The sequence below is a fragment of the Meridianimarinicoccus roseus genome (assembly GCF_003172915.1).
Lineage (GTDB): Bacteria > Pseudomonadota > Alphaproteobacteria > Rhodobacterales > Rhodobacteraceae > Meridianimarinicoccus > Meridianimarinicoccus roseus.
In genome coordinates this window covers 68,249-82,575 of the sequence record NZ_QGKU01000048.1, presented here as the reverse complement: position 1 = coordinate 82,575, position 14,327 = coordinate 68,249, and the positions used below count along the sequence as shown (strand labels likewise).

17 protein-coding genes are annotated in these 14,327 nt (G+C 67.3%); 3 read left to right on the top strand and 14 right to left on the bottom strand.

Annotation, left to right across the window (positions count from 1 at the left end; translation table 11 throughout):
- Positions 1-60 precede the first annotated feature (60 nt).
- The 10 genes from DKT77_RS15545 to argH form a co-directional block, all read right to left on the bottom strand.
- Positions 61-1,041, bottom strand: coding sequence for an ABC transporter permease (locus DKT77_RS15545; protein ID WP_109812593.1), 981 nt, complete (start codon positions 1,039-1,041; stop codon positions 61-63).
- 142 nt (positions 1,042-1,183) lie between these two features.
- On the bottom strand, positions 1,184-2,737 hold the full coding sequence (locus DKT77_RS15540; protein WP_109812592.1) for an ABC transporter substrate-binding protein: 1,554 nt from the start codon (positions 2,735-2,737) through the stop codon (positions 1,184-1,186).
- A gap of 49 nt (positions 2,738-2,786) precedes the next feature.
- Positions 2,787-3,932: a lipase family protein gene (locus tag DKT77_RS15535; RefSeq protein ID WP_109812591.1), complete on the bottom strand. Its 1,146-nt coding sequence runs from the start codon at positions 3,930-3,932 to the stop codon at positions 2,787-2,789.
- A gap of 40 nt (positions 3,933-3,972) precedes the next feature.
- Positions 3,973-4,410, bottom strand: a complete 438-nt coding sequence (locus DKT77_RS15530) for a DUF6795 domain-containing protein (RefSeq protein WP_109812590.1) — start codon at positions 4,408-4,410, stop codon at positions 3,973-3,975.
- A gap of 133 nt (positions 4,411-4,543) precedes the next feature.
- Positions 4,544-6,127: an ABC transporter substrate-binding protein gene (locus tag DKT77_RS15525; protein WP_109812589.1), complete on the bottom strand. Its 1,584-nt coding sequence runs from the start codon at positions 6,125-6,127 to the stop codon at positions 4,544-4,546.
- A 118-nt stretch (positions 6,128-6,245) separates the two neighbouring features.
- Complete coding sequence (locus tag DKT77_RS15520) at positions 6,246-7,541, bottom strand: coenzyme F420 hydrogenase/dehydrogenase beta subunit N-terminal domain-containing protein (protein WP_109812798.1); 1,296 nt, start codon at positions 7,539-7,541, stop codon at positions 6,246-6,248.
- A 300-nt stretch (positions 7,542-7,841) separates the two neighbouring features.
- Entirely contained in the window at positions 7,842-8,156 is a 315-nt protein-coding gene (locus DKT77_RS15515) for a DUF2834 domain-containing protein (RefSeq protein WP_109812588.1), read from the bottom strand.
- Positions 8,157-8,637: 481 nt separating this feature from the next.
- Complete coding sequence (locus DKT77_RS21105; RefSeq protein WP_238547937.1) at positions 8,638-8,790, bottom strand: hypothetical protein; 153 nt, start codon at positions 8,788-8,790, stop codon at positions 8,638-8,640.
- Positions 8,787-9,122 (bottom strand): hypothetical protein, encoded by a 336-nt coding sequence (locus tag DKT77_RS15510; protein WP_146205019.1) that lies wholly within the window; start codon positions 9,120-9,122, stop codon positions 8,787-8,789. Before DKT77_RS15510 ends, DKT77_RS21105 begins: the two co-directional genes overlap by 4 nt.
- Positions 9,119-10,513: an argininosuccinate lyase gene (gene argH / locus DKT77_RS15505; protein ID WP_109812586.1), complete on the bottom strand. Its 1,395-nt coding sequence runs from the start codon at positions 10,511-10,513 to the stop codon at positions 9,119-9,121. Before argH ends, DKT77_RS15510 begins: the two co-directional genes overlap by 4 nt.
- A 141-nt stretch (positions 10,514-10,654) precedes the next feature.
- On the opposite strand from argH, the gene DKT77_RS15500 reads away from it, so the two are divergent.
- Complete coding sequence (locus DKT77_RS15500; RefSeq protein ID WP_109812585.1) at positions 10,655-11,227, top strand: TlpA disulfide reductase family protein; 573 nt, start codon at positions 10,655-10,657, stop codon at positions 11,225-11,227.
- 105 nt (positions 11,228-11,332) lie between these two features.
- Entirely contained in the window at positions 11,333-11,665 is a 333-nt protein-coding gene (locus tag DKT77_RS15495) for a hypothetical protein (protein ID WP_238547936.1), read from the top strand.
- Between the two features lie 2 nt (positions 11,666-11,667).
- On the opposite strand, the gene DKT77_RS15490 is transcribed toward DKT77_RS15495, so the two are convergent.
- On the bottom strand, positions 11,668-12,123 hold the full coding sequence (locus tag DKT77_RS15490; protein WP_109812584.1) for a low molecular weight protein-tyrosine-phosphatase: 456 nt from the start codon (positions 12,121-12,123) through the stop codon (positions 11,668-11,670).
- A 50-nt stretch (positions 12,124-12,173) separates the two neighbouring features.
- Here DKT77_RS15490 and DKT77_RS15485 point away from each other — a divergent pair, with 50 nt between their 5' ends.
- Positions 12,174-12,869: an NAD-dependent deacylase gene (locus DKT77_RS15485; RefSeq protein ID WP_109812583.1), complete on the top strand. Its 696-nt coding sequence runs from the start codon at positions 12,174-12,176 to the stop codon at positions 12,867-12,869.
- 12 nt (positions 12,870-12,881) lie between these two features.
- On the opposite strand, the gene DKT77_RS15480 is transcribed toward DKT77_RS15485, so the two are convergent.
- The 3 genes from DKT77_RS15480 to rpmB form a co-directional block, all read right to left on the bottom strand.
- Positions 12,882-13,424: a copper chaperone PCu(A)C gene (locus tag DKT77_RS15480; protein WP_109812582.1), complete on the bottom strand. Its 543-nt coding sequence runs from the start codon at positions 13,422-13,424 to the stop codon at positions 12,882-12,884.
- Between the two features lie 45 nt (positions 13,425-13,469).
- Positions 13,470-13,817 carry a hypothetical protein gene (locus DKT77_RS15475; RefSeq protein WP_109812581.1) on the bottom strand — a complete coding sequence of 116 codons (348 nt, stop codon included), beginning with the start codon at positions 13,815-13,817 and terminating at the stop codon, positions 13,470-13,472.
- 205 nt (positions 13,818-14,022) lie between these two features.
- Positions 14,023-14,310 carry a 50S ribosomal protein L28 gene (rpmB, locus tag DKT77_RS15470; protein WP_109812580.1) on the bottom strand — a complete coding sequence of 96 codons (288 nt, stop codon included), beginning with the start codon at positions 14,308-14,310 and terminating at the stop codon, positions 14,023-14,025.
- Between the last annotated feature and the right edge of the window lie 17 nt (positions 14,311-14,327).

Genomic DNA, 14,327 nt, shown 5'->3' with positions numbered 1-14,327 from the left:
GGTCCGGTTGAGGGGCCGGTCGCGGGACCGCCGGTGTTCCGGGGAAGCTCGGTCATCGGATCAATGCCCCTTGGCTGGGTCGCCCCGCAGACGCGGGTCGATCATGACATAGAGAAGATCCACGATCAGGTTGATGCCGACGAACATCACCGAGATCAGCATGAGATAGGCGGCCATCACGGGGATATCCACGAACTGGATCGCGTTGATGAACAGCAGCCCCACGCCGGGCCACTGGAACACGGTTTCCGTGATGATCGCGAACGCGATGATGGACCCAAGCTGCAGCCCCGTCACGGTGATGACCGGCACCATCGTGTTCTTCAGCGCGTGACGGAAATTGACCGCTCGCTCGCTCAGGCCGCGCGCGCGGGCGAACCGGATGTAATCCGTGCGCAGAACCTCCAGCATCTCCGAGCGCACCAGCCGCATGATCAGCGTCATCTGGTAAAGCCCGAGCGTGATCGACGGAAGGATCAGCGCCTTCAGGCCGCTTTCCGTCAGAAAACCGGTGGACCAGCCACCGAACTGCACCACCTCGCCGCGTCCGAAGCTTGGCAGCCAGCCCAGCTCCACAGAGAAAAGATAGATCAGCAGGATGCCGATCAGGAAGGTCGGCAGTGAAACCCCCACCAGCGACAATGTCATGATGGCGTTCGCGGCAAAGCCGTCGCGGCGGATCGCGGTGAACACACCAAGCCCTATCCCGAAAGTCAGCGCCAGAACGCCGGACACTGCAGCGAGTTCCAGCGTCGCCGGGGCGCGTTCAATAAGGATCTCCGAGACCGGGCGGCCCTGCCGGTAGGAAACCCCGAAATTGCCTTGCACCGCGTTGCCGAGGAAGTTCCAGTACTGCACCGGAAACGGGTCATCTAGGCCGAGCGTGTCGCGCAGGCGTTCGATGTCGGCCTGGGTCCGTTCCTGCCCCAGCATGTTGTCCACCGGGTCGCCCACGAAGCGAAACATCGAGAAGGCGACAAGGCCGACGACAAGCAGCACGAGGGCCGACTGGAAAACCCGGCGCAGGATGTAGGCAAGCATGGACGCTCCGATCTCCGTTGCGGGCCAGCAGACCGGGGATGGCCGGCAAGGTCAAGCTTTGACGTGGCGGCGTGCAGGCCTGATCGGGGCGGTTGCCGCGCCTTGCGGCGGAAAAGGGCGGATCGCAGCGCCCGCCGCCGGATCAGTCGTCCACCCGCACCCATCGCAGCATGAAAAAGTCGTCGGGCCGCTGCGTCAGTTCCACGCCATCACGCGCGCCCCACAGAAGCGGCTGGACATACAACGGCACATACGCAACCTCGTCCTGCAGGATCTTCGCTGTCTCGTCGAGCATCGCCTGGCGCGTGGTCTCGTCGATCTCGGACTGGATCTGCGGCAGCAGCGCGTCGATCCGCGCATTTGAATAGCCGCCGAAGTTCCAGGTGCCCAGCGTGTCGGTCGGCGTGTGCGCAAGGAACCGCAGCGGGTGTTCCGCGTCGAAGGTGCCGGGCGACCAGCCCAGAAGGTACATGTCGAAATTGTCGGCGCGCAGCTCGGGCCAGTAGTTGCGCACCGGCATCGCGTCCAGCGTCGCCGTCAGGCCAATCTGGGCCAGCATCGACACAACCGCTTGGCACACCGACGCGTCGTTCAGATAGCGGTCATTGGGGCATTTCAGATCGAAGGCGAAACCGTCCGGATACCCCGCCTCGCCCAGCAGCGCGCGGGCGGCCGCCGGATCGAAGGGCGGGCGTGCCGCGTAAAGGGCCGAATGACCGCGGATGCCGTCCGGCACAAGCTGGGCTGCGGGCTCGGCGCTGCCGCGCATGATCGTTTGAAGGATCGCGGACACATTCACTGCCATCGCCACAGCGCGCCGCACGCGCACGTCGCGGAACGGGTTGGCCCCATCGCCGGACAGAAGCTGTTCTGAACTCTGGTCGAAGCCCAGCATGATCACCCGCGTCTCGGTGCCGCGGATCAGCCGCACGCCGGGCGACTGTTCCAGCCGCGCTGCGTCCTGGATCGGCACGGGGTTGATCATGTCGATATCGCCCGACAGCAGCGCCGCAACCGCGGTTGCCGGGTTCTGGATCGGCGTGAAGGTGGCTCGGGTCAGGTTATGGTCGGCCTGCTCCCACCAGTCCGTGTTCGGCTCCAGCACGCTGCGCAGGCCAGGCTGGCGTTCGGTCAGCCGGAATGGGCCTGTGCCGTTGGCATTGAGTGTGGCGAAGGTCTCGCCGTCCTTGGCCGGCGTCTCTGCGCCGTTGGCGGCGGCCCAGCCGCTGTCCATGATCATCCAGTTGGCGATGCTGTCGGGAAAGATCGGGTTCGGCGCCGTGGTCAGGATCTCCACCGTGTAGGGATCTGGCGCACGCATGTCCGCCACCGGCGCGAACCAGCTTGCCGTATCGCTGTCGGTGCTGGACGCGCGACGCCACGAGAACAGAACGTCCTCGGCGGTGAATTCGGCGCCGTCGTGGAAGCGCACCCCCTCGCGCAGATGAAAACGCCAGCCCGCCCCGCCGTCCATAGGCTCCCAGCGGGATGCGAGCGACGGCTCCAGACCCATGTCCTTCCCGCGCCGCACGAGACCCTCGTAGACATTGTTCAGGAAACCGAGCACCGGGGTGGAGTTCACAGCGTGCGGGTCCATCGTCTGAGGATCCGTGGTGGAAGCCCATGTGAACTCGGCGGACTGCGCCGCCGTAGCGAAAAGCAGCGGGAAGGCGGCGGCGATGTGGTGTGGTTTCATCCTTGGGTCTCCTTGAGGGGCAGGTCTTGCGGCGGACCAAAGACGCGTGTCAGGCCGGCCGGTCGATCGCACCACGCGCCAGACGGGCCAACACGTCGAACACGGCGGTGAAGACATGCGACAGCAACGCCGCCGACAGGTTCACCCCGTCGACCGCAGCGTACCCCAGGAACCGCGCGAAACCTGCAACGACCTGCAGTAGGTTCTGTTCCATCTCCCCCGACCGCCGCGCAGCTCCGAAGGCCAGCGTCGCCAGCCGGTCGAGCGCGGTCAGCGTCGGGATGCCCACCAGGACCAGCCCGACCGACAGCACCCGGAACAGCGCCCGCAGAGCGCGGCCAAGCGCCCAGAGCAGCCCTGCGGACATCATCCCGAAGGACGGGTTCATCGCCTGCCCTATCCAGTATTCGAACGTGTCGTTGAACGGGGTTTCGCCCTGTGCCGCCTGCATCTCACGCCAGCTGTAGCCATCCAAGGCGTTGCGGTAGCTGGGGATGCGGTGCGCTTCGATCGACATCAGGCTGCCGCCATGCGGGCTGCGCAGGCCCGGCGTTTCCATCGGCGCGTGCATGAACGGCCAGGTCGGCACCATCGGCACCGGATCGGCGCCGCAGAACACGCGCCGATGCCGTTCCGCCCCAAGCTCCGAGGTCAGGAAGCGCGAGAACGCGCCATGCCCGGGCCGCGGCGCACCGAAGGTGTACAGATGCACGTCACCCCGGTTTTCCAGCGTGTACTGGCAGGCAAAAAGGTTGGCGACAGCCCCGCCGAGCGAATGGCCGACGACATGGATATGCGATGGGTTGCGCCGCCGCAGGGCCGCCGCCACATCTTCCTTCATGGACGCGTAAAGGCGGCAGAACCCCGCATGTACCGGGAAGCCGCCCGGACCGGTCTCGTAGGCGACATTTGCGTTGCTGAGCCAGTCCTGCTGGGTTTCGGTGCCGCGCGTGACGATGGCGACATGACCTTCCAGCGGCCCACGCCCGTGCAGCACCATGCCGAACCCCGACTTCGCCCCCAGCAGCCGCCCGCCCGACATGCCGGCCACCGCGGCGCCGGACACGTCGAACGCATCTTCAAGCACGTCCGGGCTGCCGATCTGGCGGGCGACGGCGCGGCGTACGTTCTGCTGCTCGCGCACACCATAGACGGCATCGGCCAATGTTGCGGCAAGACCCGGTGTCAGTTCCATGTCGCGTTCCCTTGCATTCCGCCTGGTGCCGCCTGCATTCTCAGCCCGCGTCGAGGGTGCAGGTCCCCCAGAAGAAGCCGCGCGCGTCCGGTTCGAGGTCCGTCCGGCAGCGGATCCTGAAGGGCTTGCCGTCAAGCTCTCCGTCGGCGTCGTAGTTCCGTTTCTTCAAGTCGAGCAGGGTCAGCGCGCCGTCCGGCAACTCCGCGGTGATTTCGATGCCGATGCCCGGCGCGTGCGGCAGGCGCCCTGTCAGCCCCGGCGACACCGACACCTCTTCGAACGCGAACCGCCCCTGCGCGTCGGTCACCGTGCGGTCCGACCCGGTCCGCCCGTTCCACGCCCAGGTCCAGCGGCGGGTGACCGGCACATCCGCGGCGGGCTGACCCGCGCCATCGACCAGCACGCCCTGAAGCGCCGAAGCCATGACGTAGGTTGCTGCAAACACGCCGGTCGCCCCCAATACCAATGCCGCGGCCATCAGCAGACCCGCGACTTCCAGTCCTCTTGCCCTGATCCGCGGAGTCAACACGCCCTCCAAACTGGCCAGTTTTCCCACGGTGCGTCGGGCGCGGCGGTTTGGCAAGTCAGGCCGTCCCCACCGCGCCGCAACGTCAGTTCATGCTGATATACTTGACCTTTGGCTGATCCTCGGGATCCACGTCGATCCCGACTCCGGCCTTCATGCCCCAGTTCAGAACCTGGTGATGGACCGGCAGATAGATCGTTTCGGCCTGCACGACTTCCCAGATTTCCGCGATCGTGTCGTTCCGGGCATCCAGATCGGTTTCCGACGCCAGCGACTTGATCTTCGCGTCGAGGTCCGGGTTGGAGTAGCCCGTCGCGTTCCAAGACCCACGGTCACCTTCAGTGGTGTGCACCAGGAAGTTGAAGATATACTCGCTGTCATAGGTCGGAACGCCCCAGCCCAGCATGTAGAAATCCGTGGTCTTGTTCGAAATAAGCGGGAAATGCTGAGCCTTCGGCTTGGCATCGAGGTTCACCGTCACCCCGATCTGCGCCAGCATTCCGACTGTGGCCTGGCAGATCGCCTCGTCGTTGATGTAGCGGTCGTTCGGGCAATCGAGCTGGATGGTGAAGCCGTCGCCATAGCCCGCTTCTTCCATCAGCGCCTTGGCGGCGGCGACGTCGGTTTTGGCCTGATCCAGTTCGGCGGTCCAGCCGTTGACGAAGGGCGGCGCGATCATGCCCGCGGGCTGGCTCTGGCCGCGCATGACGACCTGCTGGATCGCTTCACGGTTGATCGCCATGTTCATCGCCTGACGCACGCGGGCATCGGCCAGCGGGTTCGCACCTTCGACATTGTCGCTCTCGAGATCGGCGGCGCCCATGTTCAGGCCAAAGAAGATCACGCGGTTCTGTGGCGCGGTGCGCACTTCCAGGTTGTCGGTGCCCGCCACACGCGTCAGATCCTGCACCGGCACGTCCTGGATCAGGTCAACCTCGCCCGACAGCAGAGCGGCGACGCGGGTCGCGGCGTTCTGGATCGGGGTATAGATGACCTCTGTCACATCCATCGGGAACTGGTTCTTGCCCCAGTAGTCGGGAAACTGTTCCAGCACCGTGCGCACGTCGGGCTCGCGGCTGACCAGCGTGTAGGGGCCGGTGCCGTTGGCATTGCGCGCAGCGAATGTTTCCTCGCCGCCTTCGACGTCCTGCACCTTCACCGCGCCGTTCGCATTGGCCCAGTCCTCGTCCATGATGAACAGGTTGGTCAGGTTGCTGGGCAGGATCGGGTTCGGCCCGTCGGTGACGAATTCCACCGTCATCGGATCGGTCGCCCGCACTTCGACGATGGAGGTCAGCAACTCCTTCATGTCGCTGTCTTCGGTCTTGGCCCGGTTGATCGAGAACACCACGTCGGATGCATCGAACGCGGCGCCGTCGTGGAAGGTCACTCCCTCGCGCAGGGTGAACACCCATACATTGGGATCGTCCGGCGACGGCGCCCAGCTGGTCGCCAGCGCCGGCTCGAACGCGCCGGTCATGTCGCGGATCAGCAGCGGTTCGTAGATCTGGTGCGCGATCGTGTGGGTTGGCCCCTCGTTCTGCGCATGAGGGTCGAGCGTCAGGCTGTCGCCCGCCCGCGCCCAGCGCAACGTTTCGGCTGTGGCCATCGGTGCCAGCGCGGTGGTGGCAAGCAGGGTCGCGGCCAGCAGGCCGGATGTGCGGGTCATGTGAGTTGTCTCCCTGTTGAGCTTTTTATGTGCCATCATGATTGCAGGCGGATTTCACGCAGCGCAACCCTTGCCGTCGGGACGCGGGCAGGCCCCGTACAGACGGCCGCGGCACTGCTCACTCCGCAGGCGCGGACGGGTCCGGGTTTACCTCGGTCGGTTCGGAACGCGCGGGCGCCTCCTCAGGGCGGGGCGAAAGCCCGTAAGCCGCGACCAGCCGCCAGACATGCGCCGGGACCATGTTCTTGATCCGCGCGGGATGGGCACGCCTAAGATGCAGGACCGTCTCGACCGCCTTCATTTCGACCCGCGCCCGGGCAAATTCCAGCCCGCGCGGCCCGATCCGTGGCTGGAGGAACGACACCAGCGGGCGCAGCCAGTCCGGCATCCGGCGCAGCGGCATCCCCCCCGCCGCGCGTTCGGTGTTCGCCAGAAACCCCCGGACCGCGCCGGTGCGCTTGCCCCTATCCGTCAGCGGCCGAGTCGACAGCCGGTCGCCCAGACCGGCAAGGGCCGCGGCCCCCCGCTCGTTGCGGGCGATGACCCACTGATCGCCGTCGCCGCCCATGTAGCCGACCGTGAGATCGGCCAGCCGGTTGGTGTAGTCCACGCAGGTCTTGCAGGTCATGGGGAAGAAATCGGCGGGCAGGTCCGAGATCGGCAGCGACAGGAAGGGCACGCAGCGCGGCGCGCGGCCGTCGTCGAAGCGCAACTCGACCCGGAAATCGGTGCGGAACTCAAGATAGCTGATGGTCTCCGGCGCGGGGTCGAGCAGCGACAGGAAGTGGTGGAAATTCTCGGTCGTTGTGTTGTCGGAACACGGCGTACCGATCACGGTAAGCGCGTCGAAGTCCAGCTCCGCCTCCAGTGCCCGCAGCGCGTAGACCTGGCAGGGGATGCCGATCACGGCCAGGCGCCGGTGCCCTGCCGCGCGGGCGGGCTCCAGCGCGGCCAGCAACGGGGCGTAGCCCATGCGCATCCCCCGGCAGGCGGCCAGCGCTTCGGGGTCGGTGACGATCACGGGGCGCGGCTTCCAGCGGTCCTGCGGGTCAGGCGCGACGGTCAGCACTGCGTCCACGGCTCCGGTTTCGAGGAGCCGCGCTGCGATGGCAGTGGTCAGCCCGGTCCATTGCGCGCCCGGCGCGGGCGGCGACAGGCGGGCGCGCTGCATCGACAAGGTCACGCCGAAAAACGCCTCGTCCCCGGCGTCGCGCGCGACCCGTCCGTGGACGGCGCGTTCCAGCGCCGGATAGTTTGGCGCGATGAACTGGCAGGCGCGGCCGCAGGCCTTGCCGTCACCCATGCGCGAGACGCCGCAATCGGTGCACAGGCCGGGGCGCGCCGCGCCGCCAAGATGCAACAGGGCGGGAACCGGGGTCTGGGGCGTGGTCGGGGTCACAGCAACGTCCTTCATGGCAAGGATGCTATGCGGCGCGGCGCACCGGGTCGACGCGCCAGATTGATGCAACCCGCCACGCATGCGGTCCCGCCAGCCATCCGGCCGCGTGCGCTGGCACCTGACCGCCCTTGCAGCCGCCGCGCTTTTTCTTGCCCGGCCTTCGAAGCGCGCGGCCCAAGCCGTCCCGGCGCCAGAGGCCTTCGCGGGTGCGCCTGCAGGCGAAGCCTGCGCGGCCCAACGGGATGAGACGGGAGGAGCTTGCCCCTCGCGCCGAAGACGGGCGGGAGCCCCCCGTCCCGGTTGGCTCACCGCAACTCAGGCGGGGCGGCTGCGCAGAAACAGAAACAGCGGCAGACCGCAACTGACGCCGATACAGAAAGTCGCCGGGATCGCGACCAGCCCAAGCCAGGCCCGTCGCTGCACGGTTTCGGCGACCACCCAGACCGTCAGCGCTATGGCCGCAATGGTCAGATCCCATGTCAGCCCCGTGGTGCTGTCGTTTACGTACCACGCATCGATCAGGCCGGACAGGCCGCCGGGGTTCTGCGCCATATGGCTCACGAACCAGTACATCGGGTGCACCGCCCCCCAGATCGCAAGGGCGAGATAGACGAGGCGCATTGGAGTCATGGGCTGTTCCTTGTGAGCTTTCCACGCATAGCGCTGGACTTGGCGCGGCGGGCCGGGCTGGCGAAGGCCCGCCCCGAAAGCCCAACGCCTGCTGCCGCTTAAACACGAAGGTCATGGGATGCGGAAGATCCTTTCCAGTCCCATCCCGATCCTCGGCGGCCTGAGCCGCGCAATCGTCGTGGTCCTGCTGATCGCCTCGCTCGACCTGAACGTCGCCACGCTCCCATCAAATGCGGTGTCGGCGGCTGTCAGCGGGGCTGTGACGGCAGTGACCGGGCTGACCCTGCGCCCGCCGTGCGCCAGGCGGGGCTGCAGGACATGCCGTCCTCTCCAGCCAGGGCATGGCACGCCAGCCGTACCTGGTTCGATACCGTGCGAAGTCTGCCGACATGGGTCCGGCGACGGATATGGGCTGGAGGATCAACCGCAGCCGGAGCCGCGATAATTCCCGTTCCGCGCGGCTGCGTCGCAGGACTGTGCCCTATCGGCTGACCGACCCGCCGATATAGCCCGATCCGCCGATCACGATGCCCGTGCTTGGGGCGGGTTCGGGCGCGGGCCTCGTGGGCGGGCCATCAAGACCGCAGCCCGCCAGCCATGCCAGGAGCGCGGCGCAGGCGACGACCCGACTCACAGCCCGAGCCCCAAGCGCCACCAGCTGCCCGACCCGACACCGACGCGCACCGGCCCGACGCCGACGCTTGCACCGACCCCGCCGGTTCCCACGGTGACCGAAGCCGGTCCCGCGCGCACCACGTCCGCCTCGGCATAGGGGCCTGAAGTAGACATGCCCGCACGGGCACGGCCACCCTCGGTTTCCACTCCGGCGCGCGCGCCCGGCCCGCCCGACCCGATCGACGCCTCTGCGTCGGGCTTCACCCCGCCACCGCAAGCCGCCAAAGCGGCACAAACCAGCAGCGCCGCACCGACCCGGCGGATCGCCCTCATCGCCCCCAGCGCGCTCATGTCAGCCGCTCCCGCCACGCGGCGATGCGGGCGCGCACCTGCGCCGGAGCCGTGCCACCGTGACTGGTGCGCGACGCAACTGAATTGTGCACTCCCAGCACCTCGAACACCGCCGACGTGATCGCACCGTGCACCGCCTGCATTTCGTCCAGCGACAGGTCGGGCAGATCGACACCGCGCGCCTCGGCCCGCGCGACCAGCGCACCGGTCACGTGATGCGCCTCGCGGAACGGCAGCCCGGCCTCGCGCACCAGCCAGTCTGCAAGGTCCGTCGCGGTCGAGAAGCCGGCCGAGGCCGCCGCCTCCAGCGCCGCGCGGTTCGCCGTCAGGTCCGATATCATCCCGGTCATCGCCGCCAGTGCCAGCATCAGCGTGTCGGCCGCGTCGAAGACCTGTTCCTTGTCCTCCTGCATGTCCTTGGAATAGGCCAGAGGCAGACCCTTCATCACCGTCAGCAGCGCCACCAGCGCGCCGGTGATCCGGCCGATCTTGGCGCGGATCAGTTCAGCCGCGTCGGGATTCTTCTTCTGTGGCATGATGCTCGACCCGGTCGAAAACCGGTCCGACAGCGTCACGAACCGGAACTGTGCCGAGGACCAGATCACCAGCTCCTCGCTGAGCCGCGACAGGTGCACCGCGCAGATCGCCGCCGCCGACAGGAACTCCAGCGCGAAATCCCGGTCCGACACCGCATCGAGACTGTTGTCCATCGGCTTGTCGAACCCCAGCGCCGCCGCCGTCGCCGCGCGGTCGATCGGGAAGCCCGTACCCGCGAGCGCCGCCGCGCCGAGCGGGCATTCGTTCATCCGCGCCCGCGCATCGCGGAACCGGCCCGCGTCACGCGCGAACATTTCCACATAGGCCATCATGTGGTGGCCCCAGGTCACCGGCTGCGCTGTCTGCAGATGTGTGAAGCCCGGCATGACCCAGTCCGCGCCCGCCTCGGCCTGCGCCAGAAGCGCGCGCTGCAGCGCCTCGAGTCCTTCAGCGGCAGCGTCGCACTGGTCGCGCACCCAGAGCCGGAAATCGGTCGCCACCTGGTCGTTGCGCGACCGCGCGGTGTGCAGCCGCCCGGCCGCAGCACCGATCAGGTCGCGCAGCCGTGACTCCACGTTCATGTGGATGTCCTCCAGTGCGGCCGAGAACACGAACTCGCCAGCGTCGATCTCGGCCTTCACGCGGTCCAGCCCGTCGCGGATCGCGTCGGCATCGGCCTGCGTGATGATGCCCTGCGCCGCCAGCATCGCGGCATGGGCCCGCGAACCGGCGATGTCCTGGTCCGACAGGCGCTGGTCGAACCCGATGGACGCGTTGATCGCTTCCATGATCGCATCGGGACCGGCACTGAACCGCCCGCCCCACATCGCATTGCTGCCACCGTCCTTGCCCATGCACAGACCCCCTGTTCGCCTTGCCGCGTCTATAGGCTGCGCGCGCCCGTCGCGCAAACGGCTTCACATCTGCGCCATCGCGGCGGGCCGCGCTTGACCCGACCGTTCCGGACCGCACAGTCACCCCAAACGGAGGTTTCCATGACACACCGCTTGCCCGCGCTCGCCCTGCTGCTTGCCGCCCTGCCCGTCCTTCTGAACGGCCTGCCCGCCGCCGCCGACCCCGCGGCATGGGGCGCGCTGCGCGAGGGCGACATGAAGAAACTGGTGTTCCACGACACTCCGAAGCCGGTCACCGACCAGCCCTTCGTGACGGAGGACGGGGCCGAGCAGACGCTCGCGCAGTATCGCGGGCAGGTCGTGCTGCTGAATTTCTGGGCCACATGGTGTGCGCCCTGCCGTAAGGAGATGCCGGCGCTTGACGCGCTGAACATGGAAATGGGCGGGCCCGATTTTCGCGTCGTGACCATCGCAACCGGGCGCAATGCCCCCGCCGCGATGCGCCGCTTCTTCGAGGAAACCGGGATCGAAAGCCTGCCGCTCCACAACGACCCGAAACAGGCCATCGCGCGCGACATGGCAGTGCTGGGGCTGCCCATCACCGTGATCCTGGACCGCGACGGGCACGAGATTGCCCGGATGCGCGGCGATGCCGACTGGGCGGGCGCGCCGGCGAAGGCGATCCTTGCTGCAATCATCGACGCCGGTGCTTGATCGAGCCGCGAAATCGGCGCGGATTGACTGCGAAACTGTTGCGAATTGAGCGGATATTTGCCAATAATCGGCCAAAAATCGCCTTCTCCCAGCAGTCCCGAGGCCATGATGACCGTTATTCGCCTGACCCGCGCCACCATCCTCGCCGTCCTTCTTGCCGCCCCGCTTCTTGCCACGATACCAGCGGTCGCCAACGCGGGCCGCATCGAGCAGGCCTGCACCCGGTCCGAAAGGGTCGGCGGCGACACACGGCTGTGCACCTGCATCCAGCGCATCGCCGATCAGTTGCTGACCGCCCGCGACCAGCGCCTTGCGGCGAGCTTCTTCAAGGACCCGCACCGCGCGCAGGAGGTCCGTCAATCGGACAGCCGCAGCGACGAACAGTTCTGGACCCGCTATCGCCAGTTCGGTGCGCTGGCGGAACAATCCTGCCGCTGATTTCAGCGGCCGAGGTCGCGCAGCAAACCGCGGCACCCGGCTTCGATGAGGTCGAGCGCCGGTTCGAAATCACCCGTGTAATAAGGGTCAGGGACGTCTTCGACACCGGTCTCGGGCGCATGATCCAGAAGCCGGGTTACAGGCACGACGGACTCTTGCGGCTGGATTCGTTTTACCGAGGCGAGGTTTTCGGCATCCATGGTCACGATCATGTCGAAATCCCGGAAATCCTCTGAATCGAACCGGCGCGCTGCCAGCATCGAGATATCGTAGCCGCGCAAGGCGCCCGCCGCTATAGCGCCGGGATGGGGCGGCTTTCCCACATGCCAGCCTCCCGTCCCCGCACTGTCGAGGTGCAGGTCAGGTGCAAGGGTGCGCATGACCCCTTCGGCCAGCGGCGACCGAATAATGTTTCCAAGACATACAAAAAGGATACGCGAAGGAGCATCTTGAACCATTTCGTTAAATTAACATTTGGTCGCTCAACCGCCAACAGGAAAGGCATCTCATGACACGGATCGTGGTACTCAGCGGCGCGGGGCTTTCGGCCGAAAGCGGGCTGGGCACCTTCCGCGATGCGGGTGGGCTTTGGGCGCGCTACCCGCTAGAGGACGTGGCCACACCGCAGGGTTTTGCGCGCGACCCCGCCCTCGTGCACGATTTCTACAACGCGCGACGCGAGAACTGCATCGCCGCCGCGCCCAATGCCGCCCATGCGGCGCTGGCCCGGCTGGCGCACGTGCTGGGGCCGGAACTGTTGCTGGTTACGCAGAACATCGACGACCTTCTGGAACGGGCGGGCGCCCCCGAGGTGGTGCATATGCACGGCGAGGTGATGCGCGCGCTCTGCGGCGCCTGCGAGCACCGCTGGGACGCACCGCGCGCGATGCACCCGGGCGACCCTTGCCCGGCCTGCGGCGCGGCGGCAACGCGGCCCGACGTGGTGTGGTTCGGCGAATACCCTTACCACCTCGACCGGATCGCTGCCGCACTGGCAGAGTGCGCGCTTTTCGTATCGATCGGCACGTCAGGCAGCGTCTACCCGGCGGCGGGCTTCTTCGCCGAAGCCGCCGGGCATGGCGCGCGCACGCTGGAACTGAACCTCGATCCGTCCGAAAATTCCGGCCGTTTCGACGAGGCCCGGCTGGGCCCCGCCGCCCGGATTGTCCCGGACTGGGTGGACGAGGTGCTCGCCGCGGGCTGAGGCGCGTCCCGCCTACTCGGCCTTGCCGTGGCCGGAATGCCCGCCATGCCCCTGCATGTCGCCATGACCCATCTTGCCGTGCTGCATCCCTTCGCCGTGCGCGCCAAGCGCCCCCGGCGCCCGATCATGGTCCACGACCACGTCCAGCACCACCTCGCCCGCGTTCTCGAAGACCAGCGTCAACGGTACATGGGCGCCCTGTTCCAGCGGCGCGGTCAGCCCCAGGAACATGACATGATCGCCGCCCCGCGCCAGCACATGCCGCCCACCCGCGGGCAGCGCGATGCCGCCCTCGATCTCGCGCATCCGCATCACGCCGTTCTCGTCCGCAATATGGGTGTGCAGTTCCACCCGCTCGGCCACCGGCGCGCGCGCGGCAACCAGCCGGTCATCGGTGTCGCCGGTGTTGTAGAGCACCATGAAGGCCGCGCCTGTCGGGGCGGAAGGGCCCGAGGCACGGGCATAGGCGTCATGGGCTTCGATCCCGTCTGCGGCAAACGCGGCGACAGGAAGGCAGGCCGCAAGGGCGGCTGCGAAAGGGAACGTTCTGAACATCTGTTCGTCCTTGATCTGTGAAGTGGTCCGTGGATGGGGCGCAAGTCAGCCCGCAACCGGCGGACCCCGCGCCAGCGGACCGGCGGCGCGCGGCGTGCGCGGGGCGATGTCGCGCGTCGGCCAGACCTGCGCATGCCGTGTGGCGCGCAGTGGCACATCCAGCGCGGGCAACGGCGGAACCGCGGCCAGTGACACCACGCAATCGGGGCACAGATGCGGCGGGACAACCGGCTGCCCGTCCGCGTCCACCGCGACGCGCACCGCCTCGCCGCCGACACACAGCACGGCGCTGCCCGCCGCGCGCGGTTGCCCGCGCATCTGTCCCGCGTGCACCGATGTCACGAGCATCAGCACAGCCAGGCCCAGCGCCAGCAGCGGGGAAACGGCAGCCATCCGGGCAGATGGTCGTACAGACACTGAAGCAGATGGGCGGGTGGACCGGATCATGCGGCCTTGATAGCTGGCCCGCACCCCCGCGCCAAGCGCGGCGCGCCGCCGCGCCCGGAATGCAGAAAACCCCGCGCGCGGCGGGGTTTCATCATGGGAGCTGAATGTGCAAGCCGCCCGGAACGGGCCGCGAGGCGCAAGAAGGTAGGGGTCAGGCCGGGGCCTGCGCCTTCAGGATCTCTTTCTTGATCTTCAGCGCGGTGTCGGACAGTTCCGCATCCTTCGCCTTGGCCATATAGGCATCGAAGCCGCCGCGATGATCCACGGACCGAAGCGCCTTGGACGAGATGCGCAGCTTGAACGACCGGCCCAGCGTGTCGGAGATCAGCGTGACCTCCTGCAGGTTGGGCAGAAAGCGGCGTTTCGTCTTGTTGTTGGCGTGGCTGACATTGTTGCCGACCATCGGGCCAATTCCGGTCAATTCACAGCGGCGCGACATGGGCGTTCCTCATCTCT

Bases quoted from the DNA above. Each gene is read 5' to 3' on its own strand.
- DKT77_RS15545 (WP_109812593.1), bottom strand. From the start codon at position 1,041: ATGCTTGCCTACATCCTGCGCCGGGTTTTCCAGTCGGCCCTCGTGCTG.
- DKT77_RS15540 (WP_109812592.1), bottom strand. From the start codon at position 2,737: ATGAAACCACACCACATCGCCGCCGCCTTCCCGCTGCTTTTCGCTACG.
- DKT77_RS15535 (WP_109812591.1), bottom strand. From the start codon at position 3,932: ATGGAACTGACACCGGGTCTTGCCGCAACATTGGCCGATGCCGTCTAT.
- DKT77_RS15530 (WP_109812590.1), bottom strand. From the start codon at position 4,410: ATGGCCGCGGCATTGGTATTGGGGGCGACCGGCGTGTTTGCAGCAACC.
- DKT77_RS15525 (WP_109812589.1), bottom strand. From the start codon at position 6,127: ATGACCCGCACATCCGGCCTGCTGGCCGCGACCCTGCTTGCCACCACC.
- DKT77_RS15520 (WP_109812798.1), bottom strand. From the start codon at position 7,541: ATGAAGGACGTTGCTGTGACCCCGACCACGCCCCAGACCCCGGTTCCC.
- DKT77_RS15515 (WP_109812588.1), bottom strand. From the start codon at position 8,156: ATGACTCCAATGCGCCTCGTCTATCTCGCCCTTGCGATCTGGGGGGCG.
- DKT77_RS15510 (WP_146205019.1), bottom strand. From the start codon at position 9,122: ATGAGCGCGCTGGGGGCGATGAGGGCGATCCGCCGGGTCGGTGCGGCG.
- argH (WP_109812586.1), bottom strand. From the start codon at position 10,513: ATGGGCAAGGACGGTGGCAGCAATGCGATGTGGGGCGGGCGGTTCAGT.
- DKT77_RS15500 (WP_109812585.1), top strand. From the start codon at position 10,655: ATGACACACCGCTTGCCCGCGCTCGCCCTGCTGCTTGCCGCCCTGCCC.
- DKT77_RS15495 (WP_238547936.1), top strand. From the start codon at position 11,333: ATGATGACCGTTATTCGCCTGACCCGCGCCACCATCCTCGCCGTCCTT.
- DKT77_RS15490 (WP_109812584.1), bottom strand. From the start codon at position 12,123: ATGGTTCAAGATGCTCCTTCGCGTATCCTTTTTGTATGTCTTGGAAAC.
- DKT77_RS15485 (WP_109812583.1), top strand. From the start codon at position 12,174: ATGACACGGATCGTGGTACTCAGCGGCGCGGGGCTTTCGGCCGAAAGC.
- DKT77_RS15480 (WP_109812582.1), bottom strand. From the start codon at position 13,424: ATGTTCAGAACGTTCCCTTTCGCAGCCGCCCTTGCGGCCTGCCTTCCT.
- DKT77_RS15475 (WP_109812581.1), bottom strand. From the start codon at position 13,817: ATGGCTGCCGTTTCCCCGCTGCTGGCGCTGGGCCTGGCTGTGCTGATG.
- rpmB (WP_109812580.1), bottom strand. From the start codon at position 14,310: ATGTCGCGCCGCTGTGAATTGACCGGAATTGGCCCGATGGTCGGCAAC.